The organism is Bacteroidota bacterium (assembly GCA_039821555.1).
Lineage (GTDB): Bacteria > Bacteroidota > Rhodothermia > Rhodothermales > Rubricoccaceae > JBCBEX01.
Genome location: JBCBNX010000020.1, coordinates 37,081 through 63,470 on the forward strand (window position 1 = coordinate 37,081; position 26,390 = coordinate 63,470).

General features: G+C 68.9%; 20 protein-coding genes. 14 read left to right on the forward strand and 6 right to left on the reverse strand.

All coding sequences use genetic code 11. The annotated features are described in order from the left end of the window. The first annotated feature begins 171 nt into the window (after positions 1–171). Entirely contained in the window at positions 172–1,239 is a 1,068-nt protein-coding gene (locus AAFU51_16285; GenBank protein MEO1572818.1) for a hypothetical protein, read from the forward strand. Between the two features lie 213 nt (positions 1,240–1,452). Here the strand turns inward: AAFU51_16285 and AAFU51_16290 are convergent, their stop codons facing one another. Both AAFU51_16290 and AAFU51_16295 read right to left on the reverse strand, forming a co-directional pair. After that, positions 1,453–1,887, reverse strand: coding sequence for a hypothetical protein (locus tag AAFU51_16290; protein ID MEO1572819.1), 435 nt, complete (start codon positions 1,885–1,887; stop codon positions 1,453–1,455). Positions 1,888–2,202: 315 nt separating this feature from the next. Beyond that, positions 2,203–2,676 carry a DUF4864 domain-containing protein gene (locus AAFU51_16295; GenBank protein MEO1572820.1) on the reverse strand — a complete coding sequence of 158 codons (474 nt, stop codon included), beginning with the start codon at positions 2,674–2,676 and terminating at the stop codon, positions 2,203–2,205. Positions 2,677–3,214: 538 nt separating this feature from the next. Between AAFU51_16295 and AAFU51_16300 the strand changes: the two genes are divergently transcribed. The 4 genes from AAFU51_16300 (at position 3,215) to AAFU51_16315 (ending at position 8,962) form a co-directional block, all read left to right on the forward strand. Further along, positions 3,215–5,416: an endonuclease gene (locus AAFU51_16300; GenBank protein ID MEO1572821.1), complete on the forward strand. Its 2,202-nt coding sequence runs from the start codon at positions 3,215–3,217 to the stop codon at positions 5,414–5,416. Between the two features lie 450 nt (positions 5,417–5,866). After that, entirely contained in the window at positions 5,867–6,802 is a 936-nt protein-coding gene (locus AAFU51_16305) for a universal stress protein (protein MEO1572822.1), read from the forward strand. 49 nt (positions 6,803–6,851) lie between these two features. Further along, positions 6,852–7,880 carry a universal stress protein gene (locus AAFU51_16310; protein MEO1572823.1) on the forward strand — a complete coding sequence of 343 codons (1,029 nt, stop codon included), beginning with the start codon at positions 6,852–6,854 and terminating at the stop codon, positions 7,878–7,880. A 44-nt stretch (positions 7,881–7,924) separates the two neighbouring features. After that, positions 7,925–8,962, forward strand: a complete 1,038-nt coding sequence (locus AAFU51_16315; GenBank protein ID MEO1572824.1) for a nitroreductase — start codon at positions 7,925–7,927, stop codon at positions 8,960–8,962. A 98-nt stretch (positions 8,963–9,060) separates the two neighbouring features. Here AAFU51_16315 and AAFU51_16320 read toward each other — a convergent pair whose 3' ends face one another. The 4 genes from AAFU51_16320 to AAFU51_16335 all read right to left on the reverse strand — a co-directional run bounded on the left by AAFU51_16320 (position 9,061) and on the right by AAFU51_16335 (position 14,040). Continuing rightward, on the reverse strand, positions 9,061–10,245 hold the full coding sequence (locus AAFU51_16320; protein MEO1572825.1) for an efflux RND transporter periplasmic adaptor subunit: 1,185 nt from the start codon (positions 10,243–10,245) through the stop codon (positions 9,061–9,063). Positions 10,246–10,274: 29 nt separating this feature from the next. Continuing rightward, entirely contained in the window at positions 10,275–12,638 is a 2,364-nt protein-coding gene (locus AAFU51_16325; GenBank protein MEO1572826.1) for an ABC transporter permease, read from the reverse strand. Between the two features lie 9 nt (positions 12,639–12,647). Continuing rightward, positions 12,648–13,406 (reverse strand): ABC transporter ATP-binding protein, encoded by a 759-nt coding sequence (locus tag AAFU51_16330; protein ID MEO1572827.1) that lies wholly within the window; start codon positions 13,404–13,406, stop codon positions 12,648–12,650. Positions 13,407–13,617: 211 nt separating this feature from the next. After that, complete coding sequence (locus AAFU51_16335; protein ID MEO1572828.1) at positions 13,618–14,040, reverse strand: CBS domain-containing protein; 423 nt, start codon at positions 14,038–14,040, stop codon at positions 13,618–13,620. A 413-nt stretch (positions 14,041–14,453) separates the two neighbouring features. Here AAFU51_16335 and AAFU51_16340 point away from each other — a divergent pair, with 413 nt between their 5' ends. From AAFU51_16340 to AAFU51_16380, 9 genes are all read left to right on the forward strand, one after another. After that, complete coding sequence (locus AAFU51_16340; GenBank protein ID MEO1572829.1) at positions 14,454–16,367, forward strand: hypothetical protein; 1,914 nt, start codon at positions 14,454–14,456, stop codon at positions 16,365–16,367. A gap of 239 nt (positions 16,368–16,606) precedes the next feature. Beyond that, positions 16,607–18,124 (forward strand): PAS domain S-box protein, encoded by a 1,518-nt coding sequence (locus AAFU51_16345; GenBank protein MEO1572830.1) that lies wholly within the window; start codon positions 16,607–16,609, stop codon positions 18,122–18,124. A gap of 25 nt (positions 18,125–18,149) precedes the next feature. Further along, on the forward strand, positions 18,150–18,800 hold the full coding sequence (locus AAFU51_16350; protein MEO1572831.1) for a response regulator transcription factor: 651 nt from the start codon (positions 18,150–18,152) through the stop codon (positions 18,798–18,800). Between the two features lie 199 nt (positions 18,801–18,999). Beyond that, entirely contained in the window at positions 19,000–19,923 is a 924-nt protein-coding gene (locus tag AAFU51_16355; GenBank protein MEO1572832.1) for a universal stress protein, read from the forward strand. 172 nt (positions 19,924–20,095) lie between these two features. Continuing rightward, positions 20,096–21,787 (forward strand): GMC family oxidoreductase, encoded by a 1,692-nt coding sequence (locus AAFU51_16360; GenBank protein ID MEO1572833.1) that lies wholly within the window; start codon positions 20,096–20,098, stop codon positions 21,785–21,787. Between the two features lie 166 nt (positions 21,788–21,953). Then, on the forward strand, positions 21,954–23,507 hold the full coding sequence (locus AAFU51_16365) for an NAD(P)/FAD-dependent oxidoreductase (protein MEO1572834.1): 1,554 nt from the start codon (positions 21,954–21,956) through the stop codon (positions 23,505–23,507). Positions 23,508–23,612: 105 nt separating this feature from the next. After that, positions 23,613–24,512 (forward strand): SDR family NAD(P)-dependent oxidoreductase, encoded by a 900-nt coding sequence (locus AAFU51_16370; GenBank protein MEO1572835.1) that lies wholly within the window; start codon positions 23,613–23,615, stop codon positions 24,510–24,512. Positions 24,513–24,600: 88 nt separating this feature from the next. Beyond that, positions 24,601–24,885, forward strand: a complete 285-nt coding sequence (locus tag AAFU51_16375) for a hypothetical protein (protein MEO1572836.1) — start codon at positions 24,601–24,603, stop codon at positions 24,883–24,885. A gap of 13 nt (positions 24,886–24,898) precedes the next feature. Next, positions 24,899–26,161, forward strand: a complete 1,263-nt coding sequence (locus AAFU51_16380) for a saccharopine dehydrogenase NADP-binding domain-containing protein (GenBank protein MEO1572837.1) — start codon at positions 24,899–24,901, stop codon at positions 26,159–26,161. Positions 26,162–26,390 lie beyond the last annotated feature (229 nt).

Consider the following 26,390-nt stretch of genomic DNA (forward strand, 5'->3'; position numbering starts at 1 on the left):
AATCCTACGCATCGACGGTGGATCGCCGTTCAGGGGCTGGGCCGGGGAATGGGTTGATTACTACCAGTCGCGCCAAACGCTGGTGTGTCGAACACGTGCCGCGGCACACAACGGTGCCTATCGACGCACTCCGCCCGCGATTCGCCCCCAATAACCATCTCCTCTACGTCCATGTCCCTCCTCTCCAACGCGCTCCGCAATGGCGGCCTCGCGCTCGCGCTCGGCGTCTCCTTCGCCGCCTGCGACACCGTCACCGAATCCACGCCGATCACCGCAGCCGCCCCCACGCTGGCCGAGGCCAGCGCCCTCGGCGATATCGTGGCCGCCGCCAACCCGTCGGGCTTCGAGGCCGACCAGGGCCTCCTCATCCGCAAGAACCTCAGCGAGACGCGCTTCGAGCTCGACCTCGCCTGGGCCTACACCGACGAGACGGGCAAGCCCGTCCGCGAAGGCTCCAGCATCCAGACCATCAAGGTGAGCGATGACCGCACGCAGGTCTACGCGACCGTCGACCGCCCCAACAGCAAGGGCGCGCTCGTCCGCGTCACCCGTGACGGCCGCGACATCATCGACATCACGAACAACGGCATGCTCGTCGCGCCGAAGGGCTTCGACGTGGTCGAGGAGTTTGGCGTGACTGTCGTCGCCGACTTCGGCGGTAAGGCGATCCAGGTGTTCAGCAACACCGCCGTCAACGGCCGCCTGCCGCTCGTCTTCGCCATCACCGACCTCGGCGGCGAGCGCAGCGTCTGGGACGTGGTCCACGACCCGGCCAACGACCGCCTCTACGTCGCTGGCACCGACGGCGTCCTGCTTGTCTACGACGACTTCGCCGCCACCGGCCCGCAGGCGCCGACGCGCACGGCTACGCCCGCCATCGACGGCACCGGCATCTCGGTCAACCTCCACGGCATCGACTACGACCTCGCCTCGGACATGCTCGTCCTCACCGACGTGGGCAGCCCGGCGGACCCGACCGACGGCCAGCTCTTCACGATCATGAACGCCAGCACGGCGTCGGGCCTCACCGAAGTCGTCGCGCAGATCGGCGGGCCGAACTCGATGCTCGGCAACCCGGTGGACGTGGTGCTCTCGAATGGCGCCGCCTACGTCGCGGAGAAGTCGAACGACGGCGTGCTGTGGTTCAACAACATCTTCAGCCGCACGAGCAGCGAGGATGCCGCCCCCGACGCGATGATCGCTGTGACCAAGGCCGAGTCGGTGGACGCGATCCGCTAGCCGTCCTAGGGGCCCCCAGCGCTGCAGCGAAGGCTGCCGCACGCCGCCCGCTCGTGGGGCAAGGTTGGGGGTGAACCTGCCTCACACCGCGCGCTCTTCCTCGGAGGGGCGCGCGGTTGCTGTTGAGCCGGTCCCTACCAAGCACGAGCGCGCCCCGTCCAAGACAGAGCGCGCTCGATGCAGAAGGGTTCGACTGGCGTCGAAGGGCCGTGTTTAGTCGGCGATGTAGAAGTTGAGCGACTCGGCCTGGCGGGTCGGGAGCGACGCCGCGTACGCGCCGAGCAACTGGACGGTCGTGCGGCGGACCGACGCGTCCTCCTCGAAGCGGGACCGGTCGGCGAGCTGCTCCATGCTGGTCAGGTCGCCGATGGCAGCGAGCGCCACAGCGGCGGCGCGGCGGTGGCGGACGTCAGCGTCGGCCTCGTAGATGTCGAGGAGCGCATCGACGGTGGGGCGGAGGTCGACGTCCGGGCGCTGCTCGGCCACGACGAGCGTGAGGTCGAGTGCGGCGCTGCGCTGCACGGGGTTGACGAGCAGCGTGACGAGTTGCGTGCCGAGGCGGTCGGTGACGGCGCGGTCGGCCGGAGCGGGTTGGGCGAAGGCCGGAGCGGCCACGAGCAGCGCGAGAAGCAGGGAAAAGGTGCGCATGAGATTCAGGGTCAGGATGGGTTCAGGTGTAGATACCGCACTGCGGCAAGGTTGGGACTGAGTGGGGCGCGAGCAGTCTCGCCTCGCTCAATGGATAGCTTGTATCGAACCGTAAAAACCCTTGTTTCTGGGCCATAATCGCTGAAAACGCTTCCGGAAGTAAAACCTGAAGCACGGTGTTGCTGCGATGCGGCAATAAAAGCGCTGCCATCGGAAATGGAACCGCTTCGCCCACATCCGAATGCGCTTTCAGTGAAGGCTGGGTGCTGGTCCGCGTTTCCTCGACGTAGGGCTGCGGAGGCTCGCGTCCAGGAGTTAGATCCGCCGTACCCCGTTGGCGCGCGCAGGCGCTTCGTCGCGCATCACGGCGTCGGTCATCCAGCAGCCCTCGTAGGTGCCGCTCGTCTGTTTCGAGAGGCCGAAGACGTAGCTCACCCGCTGTCCGTCGGCCTGCACGAGCGTGACGCGCTGCGCGGCCCGGTCGCCCTGCACGCGCATCGTGCCATATTCCGCGCGCTCGAAGCCGAGCATGGCCCCGTACACCGGCCCCTTGACCATCGCCGAAAATCGTTCGAGCGGGCCCGTCGCACTCTTGTTGGCGGGTGAGGCAAAGCGAAACGCCGCCGCGATGCCTGCGTCGGGGTAGGGCTCGTCGTTGCGCTGAAGGGCTTCTACCTGAAGGCGAATGACGTCCTCGGGCGAGAGGTCCGGGCTAGGCTGGGGATCCGCATCGGCAGGGTCGGATGCGGCCGCAAGGAAGAACACAGCGAGGAGGGTGGGGAGTAGCATGGCCGTAGGCGTTGGTGAGGGGTCTTCGACGGGGCCGGGGCCGGCGGTGATCCTTGGCAACACATCGCTTGGATGGCCAGGCAAGATGGTTACACTCCGGCCACGTCCTGCGCCGATTGGGTGCGGTGCCCTGGTCCGGTGCCCTGGCGCGGGCAGCTCATCCCAGAAAAAATGCTCGCCGAAGGGGAAAGGCACGGTACGTTCAGGGGGCGTGGCTCTGGGGTGAGGCGAGCCAATAGAGGCCCCAAAACGACTGCTCTCGCGACATTTCGCGGTTCGAAAAAAGAAGGGGAGGACCGAGGTCCGCCGGATCAAACGGTATCGGTTAGGGCAGATACATACGGAACGGTAGTTGAAATCAGCGGGAAAGTACCCACTTTGAACACGGTAGGGCACGCCGCATCTCAACAGCGACACGGGCTTGCGTCTTTCCTCGGGAGCAGAGCCAAGACCGGCGTCGCCTTAGGGGACCTGACCGTCGCTTGACTGCGGATGAGAGAAGTGGGCCACCACCTCTACCCACCTCTATCCCACCTCCATGTCTCCGCTCTTGGTACATACCCGCGGCGCAACAAGGCTCGCCGCCCGCACCCTCACCGCCTGTGCCCTTGTGGCCCTCCTCGGGTTCGTGATCTCCCCAGCTACCCAGGCACAGACCGTGCTCTACCCGGGTCTCGAAGGTCAGTCGCTCATGGATGCCATCCGTGCTGACTTCACGCCAGCCAACACGCTCGGCTATGGCCCCGCCCGCGACTCGCTGTACGCCTACGAGCAGCGCGAGAAGGGGGCGGTCTGTGGGATCTACACGCAGTACTGCATCCAACTCACCCCCGGCGCTGATCCGTCCACGGACGCCTTTGGCAAGAACATCAACGCGGAGCACACCTACCCGCAGTCCTTAGGGGCGGGTAGCGAGCCCGCTCGGAGCGACATGCACAGCCTGTTCCCGGCGCGGGCCAACGTCAACTCCTCGCGAAGTAACCACCCGTTCGCCGAGATCCCCGACGATGAGGCAGACGCGTGGTACCGCGACGCCGCGTCTCAGAGCAACACGCCGACGACCGACAGCGAGGCGTGGAGCGAAAAGTCCAACAGCCACCCCGATCCCGCCTACTCGGGGCGGTTTGAGCCGCGCGAAGGGCGCGCTGGCGATGTGGCCCGGGCCGTTTTCTATTTCTACGCCATCTATCCGTCTGCCGACGCCTCCTTCTTCGCGGTCCAGAAGGACGACCTCGTGCAGTGGCACTATCAGGATCCTGCCGACCAGACAGAGCGTGATCGCTCCGCTTGGATTGCCGTGCGCCAGGGCGGGGAGAATCCGTTTGTGCTCGACTCCACGCTCGCGCGTCGCGCGTTCGGGCTACCGGCTGGTGGCATCGATGGGTCTGGAACCCTGGCTGGATCTGGGACCCCGTCTGAGCCGGGCGCCAGTCCGTTCGTGTGGGTCAACGAGGTGCACTACGACAACAACGGCCCGGACACCGGCGAAGGCATCGAGGTCGCCGGGCCTGCCGGGACCGACCTCACGGGCTATACGCTCGCGCTCTACAACGGGGACAACGGTACGGCGTACCGGACGGTCACGCTCGCTGGCGTGGTCGCGGACCAGCAGGGCGGCTATGGCACGGTCTGGTTTCCGGTCCGACTGCAGAACGGGCTCGCCAGGAAGCCGCCGCAGGGGAGCCCCGACGGGCTCGCGCTCGTGGACCCAGACGGCGGGGTGCTGCAGTTTCTCTCCTACGAGGGCACCCTCACCGCCACCAGAGGGCCTGCGTCGGGGATGACCTCGACGGACCTCGGTGTGGAGCAAGGCGTCGCGACGCCTGCGGGCTACAGCCTCCAAGTCGGCGGTAGCGGCAATCCAGCCCAGACGACCGCAGACGATTTCGTGTGGGAGGCGGCGCAGGTGGCCACGCCGGGAATGCCGAACGCCAACCAGACGCTCGGCGACGGCTTGGCTCCCGCTCCTGAGGTCGTGCTCTGGATCAACGAACTGCACTACGACAACTCCGGCGCGGACCGCGACGAGGGCGTGGAGGTGGCAGGCACGGCCGGGGCCGACCTCACGGGCTACACGCTCGCGTTGTATAACGGCAACGGCGGAGCGGTCTACCAGACGCGCGCGCTATCGGGCACGCTCGATGCCGAAGGCGGTGGGCTCGGCGCCGCATGGTTCGCCATAAGCGGGCTCCAGAACGGCAGCCCTGACGGGCTCGCGCTCGTGGACCCAGACGGTGCCGTCCTTCAGTTTCTCTCCTACGAGGGCACTCTTACGGCAATAGACGGCTCAGCGGTCGGGCTCACGTCGACAGACATCGGCGTGCAAGAGACGAGCGGCACCCAAGAGAGCCAGAGTCTCCAACTCGTGGGGACAGGGACTAGCTACGCCGACTTTACGTGGGCGGCGGCTCAGCAACACACACGCGGCTCTGAAAACCGGGGGCAGACCTTCGGGCAGGGCGCGGCGGCCCGGATAGCGCAGGGGGCACAGCCCGCCGACGCCTCGGTCTACCCGAACCCGGCGACGACCACAGCGCGCCTGGTGCTCGACTTCGCCGAGCCCGAGGCCGCAGTGCAGGTCGAGGTCTTCGACCTGCTAGGCCGCCGCCTCATGGCCCTCGATCAGGTCCCTCACAGCGGCCTCGACCTCGACGTGCGAGGGTGGGTACCGGGCGTCTACATCGTACGGGCACGGAGCGAAGCGGCGCGTACGACTCTTCGCTTCACCGTGTCGCGCTAGGGCCGTCCACCTAGTTCGGGGGCGGCGTCCGCCTGTCGCCCCCAGTACCAGTGAGAGCGCCCCGGTAGCCACCCGCGGTACCGGGGCGCTCTCACTGGTAGGCGTTGCTACAGCTCTGGCGGCGACGGGGTAGGGCGGCGTCGTGAGCGCCGAGTAGCCTCCGACTCGCCTCTAAGTCGCTGCGGCCTGGCTAAGGCGTGTGAGGGTATCCCGTACACCAGGGGCCGTGCGGCTATTACCCACCGTGCCTAGGTGGGAGGACAAACGCAGGCGCGCCATCGGTGCACCTTGGCTAGAGCAACCAGAGCGAGACGCCGGTCCATGTCTAGCGGTGTCACGGCTAGCCGTACGTCTTTCTCCAAGCCACGTTAAGCAACAGGCCCCGTCCTGGCAGGCCCTGCCCTGGCAGGCTCGCGCAGGATGGGGACCGTTGACAGCCAGGCCAGACCCATGCTCCACTACCGCACCATTTTGTACCCCGTCGATGTCGCAGCGCCTGCCGGGGCTGCCCAGCCCCTAGCCTTTGAGCTAGGTCGGCGCGCCGAGCGCATCCGTCTGCTCTACGTCGACTCTATCCTGGGCAGCGCCAGCCACGTGCAGCATGCCCGGCACCGCCTCGAAGCGCTCGGGGCTGAGGCCCCATGCCCCGTCGACGTGGCAGTGACCCATGCGATGACCCCGAGTACGGCCATCCTGGAGCATGCGGCGGCCCCCGACGTCGACCTCGTGGTGATGGACACCCACGGGCGACGCGGGCTCGCGCGCTTCGTGCTCGGCAGCGTGGCACGCGAGGTCGTGCGGGGTGCCCCGTGCCCCGTCGTGACTGCGCGGCCTGGTGCCGAGGAGGCGGTCCTGCCGACGCTAGCTGGCGGGTCGGTGCTCGTCGCCATCGACTTCTCCGAGGCCTCGGCGGAGGCCGTGCGCCAGGCCTCCGATCTAGCAGATGCCCTCGCCGCGCGCGTGGACGTGCTCCACGTACCCGCACGGGTCAACCTCGACGGCCCGGTCGCGGAGAGCCCACCCGACCCTGGACACACTGTCCGGGCGGCGCGCGCCTACCGGGTGCGTGCGTTTGCTCGTGCCGCGCTGGATGGGACGCGCCACGAGGGTGCCGACCGGCTCGGAGACATCTGGGTCGAGACGGGCGCCCCCGCCGACGTGATCGTGCGCACGGCGACGGACCGCGCGAGCGGCCTCGTGGTGCTCGGCACGAAGGGCCTCTGCGGCGTCGGCCGCCTCGTCGAGGGCAGCATCGCGGAGGCCGTCGTGGCCGCCGCTCCCTGCCCCGTGCTCACGGTCAAGACGCCCGCCCGCTACGCGGAACTCGGTGTGGCTCAGCACGCGCATCTACCGCCCCCGCGCGCGCCGTCCGCATCCGTGCGCTGACCTACGCCCTCACCCCATCCATCCAGCCCGCGCGCTTGCGTGCAGAACCATGCTCCAGATCCGCCGCCTTCTCTTCCCGACCGACTTCTCCGACTGTGCCGAGTCTGCCTACCGGCACGCCTCCTACCTCGCCAACCACTTCGGCGCAGAGCTCCACGTCCTCCATGTGATCGAGGAGGGCCGTGACGACCCCGGCGACTGGGTCGCCGATCTTCGAATCACCCCGCTCGACATTGCCATCGACCTCGATCTCCCCGTGGAGCCCCAAGCCAAGGGAATGCCGCCTGCCCGCTTCGTGAGTGCCACCGAGACCGCGCCGCGCGCAGGCCCGGCGATCTTGCGCTACGCGGACGCGCACGAGATCGACCTCATCGTGATGGGGACCCATGGACGGCGTGGTATGCGGCGGTTCGTGATGGGCAGCGTCGCGGAGGAAGTGATGCAGACCGCCCCGTGCCCCGTGTTCACCATTGGCGGGGGTAAGGCATGCCAGGAGGCGTGGACGATTCGCCACGTCCTTGCTCCGGTGGACTTCTCCGAGCACGCTCGGGCATCCGCACGCCATGCGGCGGCCCTCGCCAAGGCCTACGGGGCCTCGCTTACGCTCGTCACCGTCGTAGACATGGCGGTGCTTCCAACGGCATCGGCTCCGTACCTGGATGTCTACCACATTCCGACGGACGACCTGGAGGCCCGCGCGCAGCGGCTCCTTGATGAGCAGGCGGCCGCGCTCCGCCGCGAGTTTCCCGAGCTCCCCCCGATCACCGCCTATGTGCAGATCGGCCGCCCGGCGAGTGCCATCGTGGAGGTGGCTGAGGAGGTCATGGCCGACTGCCTCGTGATGGGGAGCCACGGCCGGACGGGCATGGAGCGCCTGTTGATGGGCAGCGTCTCCGGCGAAGTCGTGCGGAGCGCCCCGTGCCCGGTCTTCGTCGTGAAGAGCTTCGGGCGGAAACTCCTCCCTCTAGCAAAAGCCGCCACGTCCGCGCCTGCTGTTGCGTTCGGCGAGTCCGCTGTCACCCTTGATGCCGGGGAGCGAGTCGCGGAAGAGCAGGACACGTCCATCGCCGGATCCTAGTCCATGCGCCTGCGTCCTCGTCAGTGACACCGATTCCGGTGAGAATGATGGTCACGTACACCTCCTCCACGGACCCCTGGGTCATCGATCCCACCGCCTTCCCGTATGGGGAGGACGACGAGGCCAAGCTGCGCTTTCTCGCGCGGTACGCCGCTCTGGCGCCGTCAAGCCACAACACGCAGCCCTGGCGGTTCCTGATCGGCGACGGCGCACTCACCCTCTATGCCGACTGGAGCCGCCGCCTGCCGGTGTCGGACCCGGACGACCGCGAACTCACGCTCAGCTGCGGCGCAGCGCTGTTCTTCCTCCGCATCGCTGCAATGCGCTACGGCCGGACGCCCGAGGTGCAACGTTTCCCCGATCCCATTCACCCCGATCTGCTGGCGGTGGTGCGTCTCGGAGGGCTGTGCTGCACGAGGCCCGACGCTAACGCCCTCTTCGCAGCGATCCCGCACCGACGCACCAACCGCGGGCCACTCGTGGGCGCGCCGCTCCGTCCAGGGCTGACCGATGAGCTCCGGCGCGCGGTCTGGAAGGAGGGAAGCCGCCTCGCCCTCTTCGAGGACGGTTCAGAGAAGAACGCTCTCGCCGACCTAGTGGCTGAGGGCGACCGAGCGCAGTTCGCCGACCCAGCGTTCCGCGCAGAACTCGCTGCATGGGTCCGCCCCCCGGCCGCGGGCGACGGGCTCACGTTGCACGGCCTCGGCGTGCCTGCCGCGCTCGACGGGTTAGCCCCCGCTGCTGCTGCGGTGCTTCGACGTTTCGACTTGGGACGTGGGCAGGCTGCGCGCGATCGCGAACTTGCTGCGGGTGCGCCGCTGCTCGGTCTGCTCGCCTCGCGGGAGGACACCCCGCTAGCCTGGCTGCGAACGGGGGAGGCGCTCGGATGTCTGCTCCTACGATCCCAGCTCGAAGGGATGCAGGCGTCGTATCTCAATCAGCCCATCCAGGTCCCGGCGCTCCGCGAGGAAGTCGAGCGGACGTTCTGCCCCGGTTGGCGCCCCCAGGTGCTGCTGCGCCTCGGCTTCGGGGCGACGGTCCCGCCCTCGGCGCGGCGGCCGTTCGACGACGTGGTGCGTTGAGAGAGTAGGCTAGAGCACGCGGCCTAGCCCGGGCGCGAGGGCATTGGCTCCCACCCGGGCGCCTTGCGTTTGTGCTGCCCGCGGCGACTTGTCCAACGTCAGTCCGTCTCCACGCGCAGGCCATCGGCTAGGTCGTCGCTGGGGTGCGTCACCACAAGGGCGCCTGCGTCCAGACCTGCGGCTACCTCGGCCCACAGGCCCGCGCGGTACCCTACCTCTACGGGCGTCACCCGGGCGCGTCCCTCCTCGACGGCGAAGACGGCCCAGCCGCCGTCCTGCTCGAAGAGCGCGCTCATCGGTACGCGCAGCGCGTCGTCATCCTCCCACTCGACGAACCGGACGCGAACGCGGTAGCCGTGGCCCAGCCGGAGCGGCGTCTCGGCCTGTGCGGCCTCGGTGAGGTCCACGTGGACGAACACCCGCTGCTCCTCGACGCCGAGCGCGGACACGTCGGTGAAGGCGACAGGCTCGACTTCGCGCACGCGCCCTTCGGCCGTCTGGCCGCCCGCCTCCACGAGCGCCCGCATGGCCGGGGCGAGCCGCGTGGCTTCCTCCGAGAGCACGTCGGCTACGACCTCCAGTGCAGATGGGTCGCCGACCTCCACGAGCGGCTGACCGGCTGCGACCACGCCCTCGCTCTCATGGTGGACGGCGAGCACAGCCCCGCCCGCCGGAGCGCGTACGGCGACGGCCCCGCCTCCCCGGGCTCCAGCGCTGGACTGCAGCAACGCTCGCACCGCCCTCAGTTCCTGGCGGGTGGCCTCGACGGCAGCCTCGGCGGCGGCCTGTGCGTCGGCAGCCTGGCGCGCCTCGGCCTCGTAGCGGTCGAGTTCGACAGCAGCGAGGATCGAGTCGGCGGCGAGCGGGCGCATCCGGTCGCGGGTGGCAGCAGCGAGGGTGGCCTGCGAGCGAGCGGCGGCGGCCTGCGCCTCGGCGGATCGCATCGCGGCCTCGGCGGCCTGAACGCGCGCACGCAGTTCGGCTTGGGTCCGTGCGTCGAGCGGCGTCGTTGGGACGGGTTCCAGCACGGCAAGTACCTCGCCCGCTTGGACGGCGTCGCCGACCTCGTGGGTTACGCGCTGCGCGAACCCAGACACGGGCGCAGCGACGACGTAGCGCTCCTCGACCTGCGCGATGCCCTCGGCATCGATGGTGACGAGTAGCGGGCCCGGCGCGACGGTGGCCGTCTCGACACGCTCGGGCTGCGGGCGGAACGCCCAGAGCAGGACCAGCACCAGCACAGCAGCGGCGGTGATCAGGAGGAGGCGTTTGCGGATCGACATGGCAGGGGTGCGCTGTTTGTTGAGGCGCGCTATTCGCGAGTCTTGAGGACGGCGATCAGGTCAAGGCGGTGCAGCTTGCGGCTCACCACGAGTGCCGAGACGGCTGCTGCGCCCACGATCACGAGCGCCACGAAGGCGTAGCTCCCTCGGGTGAGCACGAACGGCATGCGGAAGAACTCCGTCTGGAGCGCGTCGATATAAAGGGTGCAGAAGCCCGTCCCAAGCGCGAGGCCAAGCGGGAGCGACATAAGCACGAGCACGGCGAGTTCGCCGAAGAAGAGGTAGGCCACTTCGCCGCGCGTGAAGCCCAGCACGCGGAGGCTGGCGAGTTCGCGGCCCCGCTCGGCCAGCGACAGCCGCGCGGTGTTGTAGACCACGCCAAAGGCGATCGCGGCCGCGAAGCCGCTCAGGATGAGGGTGAAGACGAGCAGGTTCTCGGCGAACGTCTCTTCGAGCGAGGCGCGGGCGTCGTAGAGCGCGGTGGCGCTGAGGACAACGGGGCGCTCGCGGAGCGCGTCGTAGAGCGCGGGCAGGGCCTCGGCGTCGGCGGCAAGCCAGGCCCCAGAGAGCACGTCGCCCTCGCCGAGGAGTCGGTTCAGCGCGCGCCGCTCCATGTAGACGCCCGCCCCGATGAACTCGTGGACGACGCGCCCGACAGGGACCGTCCACACGGGCTGTGCTCCCTCCTGCACGGCGACCGTGAGCGTGTCACCCACGGCCACGCTGAAGTAGTCGGCGATGAAGGCGGAGAGGACGAGGCCTTCGGGCGGCAGCGCGACGGGCACAAGCTCGGCGTCGAGCACGCGGGCGAGGTCGCTGCGGGCGGCCATGCCGGTGATCCCAGCGTCGTAGGTGCGGTGGGCCCGGCGCAGCTCCGCGCTCACCATCCGGAAGGGCTCCACATGGCGCACCCCGGGCAGTCGCTCCAACTCGAGTCCGGCGCGGGCGGCACGCGGCTCCACGAACATTACCTGCACGTCCTCACGGTGTGCGCGGTCGAACTGTACGTCCAGGATGAGGTCGATGGCGTCGCCAGAGGTGCGGCCGAGGAGCACGATCGCGCAGGCCATGGCGATGCCGATCGCTGAGAGGAGCGCACGGCCAGGGCGGCGTTCGAGCGAGCGGAGAATCATGCGGTCCTGCGCGCCGAGCCAGCGGCCCAGCCCGAGGCGCTCCACGAACGAGGTATGGTAGCGCGGCGGTGGGGGCGGACGCATCGCCTCGGCGGGCGGCAGCCGGACGGCCTGCGCGACGGCCCGCGCCGTGCCGGCCAGGGCGATGGCCACCGTCAGCACGGCAGCGAAGAGCGCCGTCCCGAGCCGTGCTTCGTAGATGAGCGTCGGAAAGCGGTAGAACTCTAGGTACATCTCGCCGAGGCCGCGCCCGGCCCACAGCCCAACGACGACGCCCACGAGCGCGCCCAGGAGCGCGATCACGAGCACGAGCCCAGCGTAGTGTCGCCCGACCTCGGCCGTGCTGTAGCCGAATGCCTTGAGCGTGGCGATCTCCTCGCGCTGCGTTTGCACGAGCCGCGTCACGACGACGCTGAGCAGGAACGCGGCCACGGCGAGGAAGAGCGCAGGGAGGATGGTCGCCGACTGTTCGAGCTGCCGGAATTCCTCGGAGAGGAAGTAGTGTGAGGGCTGGTCCTCGCGTGCGATGGCGTTCGTGCCGCCATAGGGGTCGAGGAGCGCGTCGAGGCGGGCGAGCACCGCCTCGGCGTCGGCCCCGGGGGCTAGCGTGAGCGCGACGTCGTTGAAGGCGCCCACGTAGTCGTAGGCCGCCGCCAAGGCGGGGCGGCGCATCCACACGATGGCGAAGCGCTCGACGTCCGGAAAGACCGCCCCCGGCGTGATCTGATAGACAAATTCGGGCGCGAGCGCTAGCCCGACGATAGTCAACGGCTGCCGCCGCCCGTTGAGGATGGCCGCGATCGTGCTCCCGGTCCGCAGGCCCTGCGCCTCGGCGAAGGCGTCGCTCACCACGACCTCGTCGGCGCGCAGCGGGTCGGGCAGCCGTCCGGCGCGTAGGTGAACGCCGTTGAGCGCGGGACGGCCTGTCTCGGGCAGGGAGACGAACAGCCCCGAGACCGGCTCCGTGTAGCCTGGCACCTCCAGCTTGGCCATCGCCTTGACGCGCGTGTCCACGACGCTCACGCCGGGAATGGCCTCGATGCGGGTGCGCACCGCCTCCGGAGCACGGGCGGCCGAGGCAAACACGTCGGCAAAGCGCTCGGCGCGGTAGAACGCCGCCTGCGAAGTCCGCAGCGCGTCGAGCATGCCTGCCGAGGCCACGAACACGACCACGCCGCAGGCGAGCACGAGCGCGATGGCGGCGGCAGGGCCGCGCAGCGACCAGAGGTCGCGCCAGCGTTTCTTGGCCAGGGCGCGCATGGAAGCAGCCTACCAGGTGAGCTCGTGGGGGGCGCGGCGGTGCGGGTTGGCCTCCACCGACGCAATCTGGCCGTCGCTCAGCCGGATGATGCGGTCGGCCATCTCGCCGATGACGACGTTGTGTGTGATGACGGCCGTCGTCGTGCCGAGCTCGGCATTCACATGCGCGAGCGCCTCCAGCACGAGGATGCCCGTCTGGGAGTCCAGCGCCCCCGTGGGCTCGTCGCAGAGTAGCACGGCGGGCTGCTTGGCGATGGCCCGGGCGATGGCGACGCGCTGCTGCTCGCCGCCGGAGAGCTGCGCCGGGAAGTGGTCGAGCCGGTCGCCGAGCTCGACGAGGCCGAGCGCCTCCTCGGGCGGCATGGGGTCCTGCGCGATCTCGGTGACGACGGCCACGTTCTCGCGCGCGGTCAGGCTCGGGATGAGGTTGTAGAACTGAAAGACGAAGCCGACGTGGTCGCGGCGGTAGGCCGTGAGCGCGCGCTCGGAGGCGCCGGTGAGGTCCTGGTCGCGGTAGCGTACGGTCCCGGCGGTGGCGCGGTCGAGGCCCCCGAGGATGTTGAGCAGCGTGGACTTGCCGCTGCCTGAGGCGCCGAGCAGCACGACGAACTCGCCCTCGAAGAGGTCAAGGTCGACCCCTCGCAGCGCGTGCACCTCTACGTCGCCGCGCCCATACACCTTCGTGACGCCACGCGCGCTGAAGACAGCCGAGCGGTCACCAGAAGGGGTGCGTTGAACGGGGTTGGCAGGGGCTGTGGACAGCGACATCCCAGGGGCATGGCGAGTATGGAAAGCAGGATCGGAAGCCCCAGGAATTGGGGCTGACAGCCAACGCCCACATTGGATGTAGGGTCGAGCCTGGTGATCTCAGCCGGTCACCGCTCAGCCGGTCACCGCTCAGCCGGGACCGTTGCCTCGTTGTGCCTCCAAGTGCCTCTATTTCTCGACAGACAACATTCCCCTGATCGACGTAGTCTGGTCACGGCGACAGCGCGCGTTCCTGGCCGGCGGCGTAGCGCAGCAGGTCGGCCGTTGTGACGATCCCGACCAGGGCCTCGTTGTCGACGACGGGCAGCGACGAGATGTCGTCGGTGAGCATGGTGTCGACAGCCTCCTCGATAGACATCAGCGGGTCAGCCGTGACGACGTCCCGTGCCATGATCTCGCGCAAGGCGCGGTCGATGCCTGGCCCTGCGTCGCTGTCGTAGCGGTGGGCGCCGAGGGACGGCCCGGCCGCGCGCAGCACGTCGCGGTCGGAGACAAGCCCGACGAGCCGCCCTCGGTCGTCGATGATGGGGAGGTGGTGGAAGCCGCTCTCGCGGAAGCGGTCGCGGGCGTCGAGCACCGTTTCGTCGGGCGAAGCGGTCTCGACGGTGCGGGTCATTAGGTCGCGAATCGTCATGACAGAAACCGGTAGAGAGGAAGAGCGGACAGCCACAGGGTAGCCCAGCGGCCACGGCGCGGCTGTACGCCTCCTGCCCCTTCCCAAGCCAGGGCGTCGCGGCGATGGCCGTAAGGCAGAGCCTGGGGTAGAGCGTGCGGCCGAAACAGCATGCAGCCATTGGCCACGTGTTCGCACAGCAACGTGCGCTGGTGCGACGGACAGCGTACGGCGATCCCCGGCATAGGCCGCCTGCCTATCCGCGCACCCCCTGCCGCAGGAGGACGGCAGTAATGCACCCAGAACAAAGGTAGGATGAGTCAGGCCCGCCGCAGTAGGCGCTCGCCCGGCGACGCTTCGTGGTAGGATTGCACCGAGACACGGGCACTGCGGCAGGCAGTCGGTTTCCGGACACCAAACACACGAGGTACGCCATGCACACGTGCAACAGACTCGCCGGACGCGTAGCCGTCCTGCTTCTAGCCGCGCTCTTGGCTCTGCCAGCACAGGCGCAGTCGTTCGACCCCACGTTGATCGAAGCGCCGAATCAGTTTTCCTCTAGCAACTTTGGGCGGACTGCTGCAGGGCTCGGCGACATCAACGCCGACGGGGTCCCTGACTTCGCGATCACCAACCGGGAGCGCGTCTACTTCTACTCCGGCAGCGACCATAGCCTCATCCGAACCGCAACGCCGGGGAGCGCATCGGACATCGCCAACGTAGGCGATATCGACGGCGACGAGGTTGATGATCTCCTCGTGGGGACTCCGCCAGAGCGCGCGCTCGTGTACTCGGGCGCCACGGGAGCGATCATCCCGCTGCGCACCCTCGTAACGCCCAACGCCGACGATCCGCTCTGTCCCTGGATAAACCCGCTCTATGGGCTGGGCGTCGGGAGCATCGGCGACATCAATGGGGATGGCACCCCGGACTTCATGATCGGCGCGCGTGGCGAGTGCCCGAACGGTGTGCCCAATGCAGGGCGCGCGTATGTGTATTCCGGGGCCGAGGGGCGGCTGCTTTACACCCTGGAGTCGCCCGACCCGCAAGATGAAGGGTTCTTCGGCGAGTTCCTCGCCGGGGTGGGCGACCTGAGCAACGACGGCGTCCCCGACATCGTGGTGGGGGCCACGATCGAAGACGCCGTGGGCACGCCGGATGCTGGACGCGTCCACATCTTCTCGGGCGCGAGCGGTCGGCTCATCAGGACGCTCGTTTCGCCCTCGCCGAGGACGCCAGGGCGGTTCGGCAATGCGCTGGACGACGCAGGCGACATCAATGGCGACGGGGTTACGGACGTGCTAATCGGCGCCCGCTCAGAGCGCCGAGCCTACATTTTCTCGGGGGCCGATGGCGCCGTCCTGCGAACGTACGGGGCGGATCTGACGACGGCGTTCCTGGGCAAGGATGCCACGACCATCGGGGACCTCTCCGGGGACGGAATCCAGGACCACGCCATCGGCGACCTAAGCGCGAACCGGGTCTACCTCTTCAGCGGGGCCGACGGCGCGCTGCTGACGACGCTGGAGGCACCAGTCTCGGGGCAGTTTGGTAGCCGCATCGAGGACGTAGGTGACCTCAACGGGGACCGCGTTCCCGACCTGTTGGTCGGAGCACCTACCGTCGACGTAGCGCCGTTCTCTTCCGTCGGCGCGGCCTTCCTCTTCGAGACCGACCCCCCGGTTCTCACCGCTTCGCCCGGCCGCGTGGACTTCGGCGCGGTGCCCCGCTTCACCCTCTCCGACCCAGAGACGATCACGCTCACCAACACCGGCGGCGTCTTCCTGACCGTTGACGACGTCCGGCTTCGGCAGAACCTCGTGCCCCCGCAGTTTAGTCTCGGTGCTCCGTCGACTCCGTTCGTGCTCGTGCCGGGCGCATCGGTGGACCTGAGGGCGCATTACATACCGGTCCGCCGGAAGGCGCGGTCCCGCATTGAGATCGCGTCGAGCGACCCCGTGACGCCGCTCGCGAAGGTGTTCCTGGAGGGCCGAGCCGGGAGTAGCGCTGCGGCCCAGGCCGACCTTGCCGAAGTCGAGGCTCCCGTCCGCGGCCTATCCCAACCCGGCGCACGCCTCGGCCGACGTTCGCTTCGGGCTGGCGGAAGCCACGCCGGTGCGCGTCGCGGTCTACGACATGCTCGGGCGCGAGGTCGCCGTGCTGGCCCAGGCGCCGATGGAGGCAGGGCTGCACACCCTCCGGCTCGACGCGCGCACGCTGCCGAGCGGGCTCTACGTGGTCCGCCTCGAAACGCCAGGCCGGGCAGAGACCCTGCGGCTGGCCCTCCAACAGTGAGTGCCCAGCGGGTGTGGGGGCGGTGCCTACGCAGCGCGCTCCGTACGCCCTGACGCCCGCTGCGTGGAGACGAGCACAGCAACCGCGGACGGCGTGACCTACCTAGAATTGGGGCTACGCCGTCCGCATGCTCCTGATAGCGGCGCGTGATAGCATACAGCCCAGCGACCTCTGTTCTATTGGGAGCACCTGCGCCAACGCCGAGCACCTGCGCCAACGCCGAGCACCTGCGCCAACGCCGAGCACCTGCGCCAACGCCGGTTGGTGGCGGGCAGCTCCCCACCCCCTGCTCATGTCACGTCCTTCCTCCATCCAGCGCTTGCTGCGGCAAGTCATCCTCACGGAGTTAGGGCTGCGTGCGGCGACGAAGGAGGGCGTCGAGGCGCTGGCCGACCACACGGCACACGCCGTCGCGGATGCGTGCCGGGCTTCGCTGGTAGGCGTCTTCGAACTCCGGGAAGGAGCGCTCCACCTCCTGGCAGGCGTAGGGTGGCCGCCCTACCTCGCCGTGCAGGCGATTGTCTGCAACGACGACCCGCACCTCGCCAAGATCCTGGCTGCAGACGAGCCCGTGTCGCTTCCGGATGTCGTTCCCCGCGGTCTGTCGCGTGCCGGGATCGAGAGCGGCCTGTCGGTGCGGGTCGGGGACGCCGATGCGCCGCTCGGTGTGCTGGGTACCTACAAACTGGACCGCAGCGGCGTCGACGATGAGGTACCAGAGTTTCTCGACGCCGTCGCTCAGGTGCTTGCCCGGGCGCTGGAACAGGCCCACACGGAGGCCGCCCTGCGGGAGAGCGAAGCCCGGATGCGCGCCATCCTCAAAGGCTCCGCCGACGGCCTCCTCACCTTCGACGAGGACGGCGCTATCGAGTCGGCCAACCCGGCCGCCGAGCGGATGTTTGGCTACGAGGCCGGGACGCTGCTCGGTCTGTCCATCCATGCGCTGCTGCCCTCGCCGTCGGACCGCGCAGCCCGCAGTGCCGCAGGCGAGGTGCGTCCGCTGGACTGGCTGGCCGAGGAAGCCGTGGGATGCCGCGCCGACGGGACGACGTTCCCGATGCGGCTTTCGCTGAGCCAGATTGCGCAGCCGACCGGGACGCTCTACACCGGCTTCGTGCGCGATGTCACCGAGCAGCGTACGCTCGAACGGGAGGTGCTCCGCATCGCCGACGAGGAGCGCCTCCGCATCGGGCAAGACCTTCACGACGGTCTCGGGCAACTGCTCACCGGCACAGCGATGATCGCGCAGAGCGTGGCCCGCAAGCTGAACCGGGACGACCGCCCAGAGGCCGGACAGGCCGAAGAGGTCGTGGCGCTCCTGCGCCAAGCCGACGCGCAGGCCCGCGCCCTCGCCCGCGGTCTGGTGCCCGTCGATTTGGAGGCGAACGGCCTCCAGGCCGCCCTGCAGCGGCTCGCGGCCAACGCCACGCACTTCTTCGAGGTGGCGTGCACGATGACGTGCCGAGGCACGCTGCCCACCTCGCTTCCCGAGACGGTGCCGATCCACGTCTTCCGGATCGCCCAGGAGGCGGTGTCGAACGCGGTCCGTCACGGCAAGGCCGACCAGGTCACCATCGACTTGGGCTACGAGCCAAGCCGGGTCACGCTCCAGGTCACGGACGATGGGCGCGGCTACCCCGCGAGCGTGCCGCAGTCCTCGGGGCCGCCCTCGGATCCGCCGTTCGACAACCGGGGCATGGGCGTCCGCATCATGCGCTACCGCGCCCATCTGCTCGGTGGGCGCTTCGAGATCCGTCCCGGCAACGAGGGCGGCACCGTGGTGTCCTGCACCGTCCCGCTAGACCCGTAGCTCCTTCTCATCAACGCCGAGGACCATGCCTACTCGCATTCTCATCGTGGACGACCACCCGGTCATGCGCAGGGGGCTCGTCTACGCGCTCGAAGACGATCCAGACCTGGAGGTGGTGGGGCAGACCGCCGACGCCGAAGCGGCCGTCGCCCGCCTCGACGAGCTCGCCCCGGACCTCGCCGTTGTCGACGTCTCGCTGCCGGGCATGAACGGCCTCGAACTGGTGAAGCAGTTCGCCCACCTGCGCCCCGGCCTGCTCGTGCTGATCGTGTCGCGGCACGACGAGGCGCTCTACGCCGAGCGCGCCCTTCGCGCGGGCGCGCGGGGCTATGTCTCGAAGCTCAACGCCATCGACGAGATCGTGCGCGCCGTCCGGCGAGTGCTCGACGGCGGGATCTACCTCTCCGAGGCGCTCAAGGACCACCTCCTCCTCCGTGCTGCCACCGGTGCCTCCGGCCCGGCCTCCTTCTTCGAGTCGCTCTCCGACCGTGAACTGGAGGTGTTCGAGATGACTGGCCGTGGCCTACCCACCCGTGAGATTGCCGACCGGCTGCACCTGTCGATGAAGACGGTCGAGAGCTACCGCACGCGCATCAAGGGCAAGCTAGGCTACGAGAGTGGCACGGAGCTGATCAAGCACGCCATCCGCTGGGTGGAAGGCGAGGGCGCGACGTGAGCGCAAGTCCCAGCTGTCGCGTGAGAAAAACCCCGACAGCAGCTGGGCAGTGGCCCCGGCGGTCCATGCGGCAGCGGCCTGCTCCTGCATCCGATCCATCCCTCCCATATTGCTTCAACCCGTTGCGCGAGAAGCGTGTAGCGCAGGAGGCACGCGCGGCCGCCGTACGACAGCCTGCTCCTCACCCTCCGGAGTTGCCATGACCGACCCCGTCCCCCTTCCGCAAACGAACACGGCGAGCGACCTCGGTACGCTCATGGTGCCGGTGGGGTCGGACTCCCCTTCAACGCACCCGTCGGAAGACGCCGCGTTGCGCACGGCAGCCTGGCTGGCCCGGCAAGGCGGTAGCCGGGTGGTGCTCGTGCGCGTCGCGGCGGTGCCGGAAGACTGGTCCTTGTGGGAGCCCGAAGACGCACGGGCCGCCGCCACCTCGCGGCATGCCGACGAGCGGCGGGTGGACCGGCTCGTCGCCGCGGCGCAGCGGCTCTACTACGCGGGGCTCTCCGTCGAAGTCGATGTGATTCGCCGGGTCGATGTGCCCGCCGGGATCGCCGAGGCGGCGGCTGACGTCGAGGCGGATCTTGTGGTGATGGGGGCGCCGTGCCTCGGGCGCCATGAGGTGCAGTCGTTCTCCTGCAAAGTCGCCCAGGTCGTGGAGCGGAGTGGGCGCGGCGTGCTGGCTGTGTACCGCGCCGAGTCGCCGCGCGTCCCCACGGCGCTCCGGCACCTCGTGCTGGTACGGCCCGAAGCGGCGGCGACCTCACTTGTCGGCGACCTGGTGGGTGCCCTGGCTGCTCAGCAGCGCGCCTCGGTGGACCTCGTTACGGTCCGCGAGACCGCCTCGCAGCCACTGAAGGCGCAGCCACTGAAGGCGCAGCCACTGAAGGCGCAGCCACTGAAGGCGGAGCCACGAGCAGAAGGGGGGACAGCGCGCATCGTAGTCGATGATCTCGACGTGGCGCTGGAGGTGGCGTCTGGTCGAGGCGCAGACCTGGTGCTGGTGGACGGCGGTTACGGGTTCGAGGCGCTGGTGCAGGCAGGGGTCGTCACCCACGCTCGGCGGGGAGGGGACTGGGTGTTCGCGTTTCCTTCGCGGTCCGGCAGCGAGAGGGCTGGGCGATAGGGCAACGAGAGGGACGATGGCTGGAGGGTGCCGCTGCGTTGTAGTCGGCGCCCCCACAACCTGGGCGCGGGTGGTCCCACAGCGCGGCCCGCCGTCGGCTCTCGTTGGGGCCGGGCGCAGCCGCGATGTTGAGGCGCCTCCTCCACTCTCTGCGTACCTCCGCGTTTGCTGTATGGAACTCCCTCGCTTTTCGGCGTCTGGCAGTTCGTCGTCCCCTGACTCGGCGGCGTGCTACGACTACGTCATCGTCGGCTCTGGCTTCGGCGGGAGCGTCGCGGCGCTACGGCTGGCCGAGAAAGGCTACCGCGTGCGCGTGCTCGAACGCGGCCGGCGCTTCCGCGACCACGACTTCCCGCGAACGACCTGGAACGCGCGGCGCTACGTCTGGGCCCCGCTGGCGCGCTGCTTCGGCATCCTCCAGGTGAGCCCGTTCAAGGACGTCGTGGTGCTCCACGGCGCGGGCGTCGGCGGCGGGAGCCTCGGCTATGGCGGCGTGCTCGCGCAGCCTGCCGACGAGGCGTTTGCAACGGAGGCTTGGACCACTCCCATCGCCTGGGGCGAGGCGCTCCGGCCGCACTACGATACCGCCCGCCGCATGCTCGGCGTGGCGCGCAACCCGCGCACCTGCCCCGCCGACGAGGTGATGCGCGAGATCGCCGAGGAGCTCGGTCGCGCGGACACGTTCGAGCCGACCTCCGTCGGGGTCTACTTCGGCGAGGAGGGCGAGACGGTGCCCGACCCGTTCTTCGGCGGGGCCGGGCCGCCGCGCACAGGCTGCACGCACTGCGGCGGGTGCATGGTGGGCTGCCGCCACAACGCCAAGAACACCCTCGTCAAGAACTACCTCTTCCTGGCCGAGGGCCTGGGCGTGGAGGTCACGCCGGAGCGGCTCGTGCGCGACGTGCGCCCGCTCCCCCCAGGCCAGCCCGACGGCGCGCGCTACGAGGTCGTCCACCGCCGCTCGACGCGCCCACTGCGCCGCGACGTGCAGCGGACGCGGACCCGCCACGTGGTGCTCGCCGCCGGGGCCCTCGGCACGCAGCGGCTGCTCTTCCGCTGCCGCGATGTCACGGGCTCGCTGTCGGCCGTCTCGCCACGGCTCGGCGAGGGCGTCCGCACCAACAGCGAGGCGCTCATGGGCTCGGTCAGCCGCGCGCCCACGCCCGACTACTCTGAGGGCGTCGCGATCACGTCCATCTTCTATGCCGACGACGTCACGACGGTCGAGCCGGTGCGCTACCCGGCGGGGTCGTCGCTGATGCGGCTGCTCGCGGGGCCGCCCGTGGTGGCCCGTAGCTTCGCCGCACGCCTTGCCAAGTCCGTCGCCGACATCGCGCGCCGCCCGAACGACTTCCTGCGCACGCACGTCCTGCCGCGCTGGGCCGAACGCACGACGATCCTGCTGGTCATGCAGACCGAGGACAACCGTATTCGGATGCGCTTCGGCCGGAGCCTCTGGACGGGCGGGCGGCGCGACCTTGTCTCCGAGGCCGACCCCAGCCAGCCAATACCGGTACACCTGCCCATCGCGCACGAGGTCACCCGCCGCTTCGCCGCGAAGACCGACGGCATCCCGAACGGCACGATCAACGAGGGGCTGCTCGACATGCCCATGACGGCGCACATCCTTGGCGGCTGCCCCTACGGCCGCGACGCTGCCGAGGGCGTCCTCGGTATGGACGCGCAGGTGCACGGCTATCCTGGCCTCTTCGTCGTGGACGGCGCGATGGTGCCAGCCAACCCAGGCGTGAACCCGAGCCTGACTATCACCGCGATGGCCGAACTGGCGATGAGCCGCATCCCGCCCAAGCCGGGCCTGCATACGCGCGCGCCAATCGGCGTCGCAGAGCTGGCGTCGGCCTAGCTGGGGTTGCCGAGGCGTCGTTTGGCAGGCACCCGTTGCGGACCCGTTCCGCTGCCGTGAAACCCCCACAGGGGGAGGCGATCCGACCCTTCATCAAGAAATAGGGCCCGCTTCGACTTTGGAGGTGAAACACCCAAAATGGTGCACCAAACAAAGGGGAGATGTCATGATCGATCAGAACGGAGCGCACTGGGATGCCATCGTCATCGGCTCAGGGATGGGCGGCATGGCGGCAGCCACGGCCCTGTCCAAGATGGGGCGCAGGGTGCTGCTCCTCGAACAGCACCAAGCCTTCGGCGGGCTGACAAACAGCTTCTCCCGCGACGGATTCACGTGGGATGTCGGCATCCACTACCTGAACTACGTGGCCCCCGGCGAGCCCATCCGAGAGCTCCTCGACTGGCTGGCGGACACCCCGATCGAGTTCGCGTCGATGGGAGCCGTCTACGACACCCTGCACATCGGGTCGGCCGCGCCGCTGCCGCTCTCGCGCCCCTACGAGGCGCAGGAGCGGGACCTGAAGGACCGCTTCCCCGACGAGGCCGAGGCCATCGAGGCGTGGACCGCCGCGCTCCGCGAAGGACGGACGGCGATGGACAAGGTCTTCCCGACCCGCGCGATGCCCAAGCTGGCCGGCGAGGTGGTGCAGTGGTGGAACCACCGGACGATCGCCGAATGGTGCGGCCGGACGACCGAAGAGGTCATCGGCGACATCACGGACCACCCGGAGCTCGCGGCGGTATTCGCCGCGCAGTGGCCCGATCACGGCGGCCGTCCGAGCAGGGGGAGCTTCGCGATGCACGCGGTGACCGCCGGGGGCTATCTCGACTGCGGCGCGTGGTATCCCGTGGGCGGCGGGGTCGCCATCGCCGAGCACATGATCCCCACGATCACTAAGCACGGGGGCGAAGCGCGGACCGGGGTCCGGGTGGACGGCCTTCTCTTCGACGGCAACGCCGTGGTCGGGGTCCGCACCGAGGATGGCACCGAGTTCTACGCCGACGCTGTGATCTCGGACATCGGCGCGCGCGAGACCATCGACACCCTCCTCCCCGCAGACTGCGGGCATGAGGACTGGATCAGCGAGGTGCGCGGTCTGTCTTCGAGCATCGCGCACTTCAACCTGTTCCTCGGCTTCGAAGGCGACATCGAGGCCGCGGGGGCGACGAGGTCGAACCACTGGGTCTACCCCAGCGGGGAGGTCGATGCGCTGTGGACGGATGCGCCCGATGGGGTCCCCCCTGGGATGTTCGTGTCCTTCGAGTCGCTCAAGGACCCTACGCACGACCCCGGGCCTCGGCAGCGGCACGCAGGCGAGATGTATGTCTGGGCCGACTGGTCGACGGTCGCCCGCTGGGCCGACACCCGCCCCGGCAAGCGCCCCGACGACTACAAAGCGTTCAAGCGCCGGGCCGAGGAGACGCTGATCGCGCAGTTCGCAGAGACCTTCCCGGCTGTTGCCGACCTCATCGTCTTCCACGAACTGGCGACGCCGCTGACGACGGTCACCTACACGGGCCACCACAAGGGGGCCTTCTACGGCCTCGAAGTGACGCCCGAGCGGGTCATGAGCGACGCCCTCCGCGCTAAGACGCCGATCCCAGGGCTCTACCTCGCCGGGCAGGATGTCGCCAGCCCCGGCGTCCCCGGCGCGCTCTGGGGAGGGATGCTCGCCGCCGCCAGCATCGCCCCGAAGGAGTTCGCCAAGCTCATGGGGTAGCTCACCGCTGCGCAGGTCACCCAGGTGAACGGCACGGCTGAGCCGACACGGGGCTACGTGCCTGTGAGATTACTAACAAGCTTTAGGCATCAGAGGGATACCGGCATGACCGACACACAGACGATCCTGATCGCCGGCGCGACCGGGTCTATCGGCGGCGGCGCGGCGCTGGCGCTGGCACAGCGTGGGGCCCACGTCGTCCTGCTAGGGCGGCGCTCCGACAGACTGAACGCGAAGGCCGACTACATCCGGAAGGCCCTCTCTGAGGAGCCTACGAGTGGTGGAGATCCAACCGTCGCCACGTTGGTCGTGGACTTCGCGGACATGGAGTCGGTGAGAGCCGCGGCGTCAGAGGTGCTCGGCCGGTTCCCGACCATCACCGGTCTAGTCTTGTCTGTCGGTGCCTATCTCCAGGGGGGACCCACCGTGCTCCCCAGTGGGCACGAGGTGATGTTCGCCACCAACGTGATGGGCCCGTTCCTCTTCACGCAGCTGCTGTTGGAGCGGATGGAAGCGTCAGGCGGACTGGTGCTCCACGTGATTGCCCCCTTCAGCGAAACGATAGACTGGGACGATTTGGAGAGCATCGAGAAGCACAGGTCGATGAAGGCCTTCAACCGGACCAAGACCTGCAATCGCGTCATCGCTGGAGAGTTGGCGCGGCGATATGCCGGAAGGATTTCGTCCGTCGCCTTTGATCCAACGTACGTGATCGACAAAACAGACCCCACCTTGGCACAGCGGTGGCCCTCTGGGTTGCGAGGCCTCCTCTGGCGCATGATGACGGTGTTGTTCGCGAAGCCCCCTGCTATTGCGGGGGAGCCCATTGCGGACCTGATGCTTTCCCATCGGGATCGGCGCGAGATCAATGGGGCCCTGTTCAAGCTAGGCCAGCGGGTCGAGAAGCCTGACAAGGCCATGCATGATGAGGTGTGCGGTGAGAAGTTGTGGACTCAGCTGGTTCACTCGACAGGTCTATGCAGTAGCAAACAGACGCTTCCGTAGCCCATAGCGGCGCTCCGAACACCCGTGCTTTGTCCCCATTGCGTGCCCCGCCCTCCTTTCCCCCGTGTCCACTACTTCCCCTAGAGTCATGCGCATACCTCGTCCTACCTCCTCATCGTCGCAGAACTGGTGCAGCTTCCGCAGTCGCCGAAGCGCGCTCTCGATAGGCTGCCTGCTCTGCGCGGCCAGCGTGGGCTCGATCCTGAGCATCGCGAGCGTGGGCTCGATCCTCAGCTTCGCGAGCGTCGGCTCGATCCTGAGCACGGGCAGCGTCGGCTCGATCCTGAGCGTGAAGTGCCGCGGCAGCATCCTCAGCGTGGGCCGCGACCGAGCCGTGCTAGGCATGCCACGCTCGGGAAAGAGGGAAAGCTGAAGCGTTCAAGCTCATGGCGGAACGAGCATTCGATATCGTGCTGTGGGGGGCGACCGGGGCCACCGGGCGCCGCGCCGCGCATCACCTGGCGAGGCGGTGCGGAGAAGTCGACCTGCAGCTTGCCATCGGCGGTCGAAACCGCGTCAAACTGGAAGCGGTGCGTGGCCGTCTATCCGAGGCGAACGACCTGGCCGATGCGGGGCGCCCGGTCGCGATCCTGGTGGGCGACAGCCACGACGCAGCGTTCATGGGCGAACTGGCTGCACAGGCGCGGGTGGTCGTGTCGACGGTCGGGCCGTTCGCGCTGTATGGCAGCAACCTCGTCGCGGCCTGCGTGGAGCACGGCACGCACTACTGCGACCTGGCGGCGGAGGCCCAATGGATGCGGGCCATGATCGATGCGCACCAGCAGCGGGCGCGGGAGACGGGCGCGCGGATCGTGCATGCCTGCGGGCACGACTCGATCCCGTCCGACCTCGGCGTGCAGTTCCTGCAAGACGCTGCGCTGGCTCGCTTCGGAACGCCGTGTGCGCGCGTCGCAACCCGGGTGACGCGGATGAAAGGCGGCTTCAGCGGTGGCACCGCGGCGAGCTTCGTGAACGCCATGCGGCTGCGCGAGACCGACCCGGACTTCGGTCGGCTCTCCGAAGACCCCTACGCGCTCTGCCCCGAGGGCAAACCGCCGGGGCCGGATGGGCCGGACCGCATGATGCCCATCGAGGTGACCTGGGACCGTGATCTGCGGGCCTGGACGACGCCCTACTTCATGGGGCCGATGAACGCCAAGGTCGTGCGCCGCACCAACGCGATCCTAGGGTATCCGTACGGGCGCGCCTTCCGCTACCAGGAGACCGCGCTGACCCGGGGCGGCGTCGGCGGCTGGTGGGCGGCGCTGCGGCAGTCGGTCGTCGGGCGCTCGTTCTTGACCGTCATGGCAATCCCGGCCACGCGCGGCCTGCTCCAACGCCACGTGCTGCCCAAGTCGGGCGAAGGACCGAGCAAAGAGGTGCGCGAGTCGGGTTCCTACGAGTTGGTGCTGGTGGGAGAGACGCCCGACGGCACCATCCTAAAAGCGCGTGTCACAGGGCAGGGCGATCCCGGGGTGCGGTCGACTACGCTGATGTTGACCGAAGCAGCGCTCTGTCTGGCCGAGGACGACCTCACCGTGGACGGCGGCTTCTGGACCCCGGCGGCAGCGATGGGCGCGCTGCTGCGCAACCGTGTCGTGGAGCACGCGGGGATCGGCTTCGAGCTCATGCCGGACAGCGACGCATGAGGAGAGCGTGCGGGCAGCTTACCCGACCTCCCCGTCGGCCGAGCCCTGGAGGTCGGCCGGGATCTCTTCGCCGAAGGCCTGTCTCAGCTGCAAGGCGCAGCCCCACGCACCCGGAAGGCGTCGAGCCACAGCAACGGACGGCGATGCCTCTCATACCATCTCCGGGAGCTTAGTTGCGAGAGCAGGGTGCACGCACCCCCGCTCACCTGCCCCCACACCTCCATGCCCG